This window comes from Nocardia araoensis NBRC 100135 (assembly GCF_000308435.1).
In the GTDB taxonomy this organism is placed as follows: domain Bacteria; phylum Actinomycetota; class Actinomycetes; order Mycobacteriales; family Mycobacteriaceae; genus Nocardia; species Nocardia araoensis.
Window position 1 is genome coordinate 1 of record NZ_BAFR01000175.1, and the last position, 374, is coordinate 374.

Annotated in this window: 1 protein-coding gene; it reads right to left on the reverse strand. The window is 61.0% G+C overall.

Translation table 11 applies throughout. From position 1 onward, the window contains the following. On the reverse strand, nucleotides 1–313 hold a 313-nt coding region (locus ON21_RS24645), incomplete at its 3' end, for an AMP-binding enzyme (RefSeq protein ID WP_373281152.1). Nucleotides 314–374 lie beyond the last annotated feature (61 nt).

The window sequence follows — 374 nt, forward strand, 5'->3', positions numbered from 1 at the left end:
GGAAGGCTTGGACCTCGAACTCCGGCTCCGGCAACGCCTTACGATCCAGCTTGCCGTTCACGTTCAACGGCAAAGCATCCAACACCACGAACGCCGACGGAACCATATACGACGGCAGATTGCCGGTGAGTTCGGACTTCACCGAAGCCACATCCACACCCGCGTCGGCATCGGCAGCCACCAGGTAGGCCACCAGCCGGTCACCGGTCTTCGGATCCGACTTCGCGATCACCGCCGTCTGCGCGATCTCCGGCAGCGCCAACAACGCGGCTTCGATCTCACCCAACTCGATACGGAAACCACGGATCTTCACCTGGAAATCCGTACGACCCCGATACTCGAGCTCACCTGTGCTGTTCCAGGCGACCAAGTCA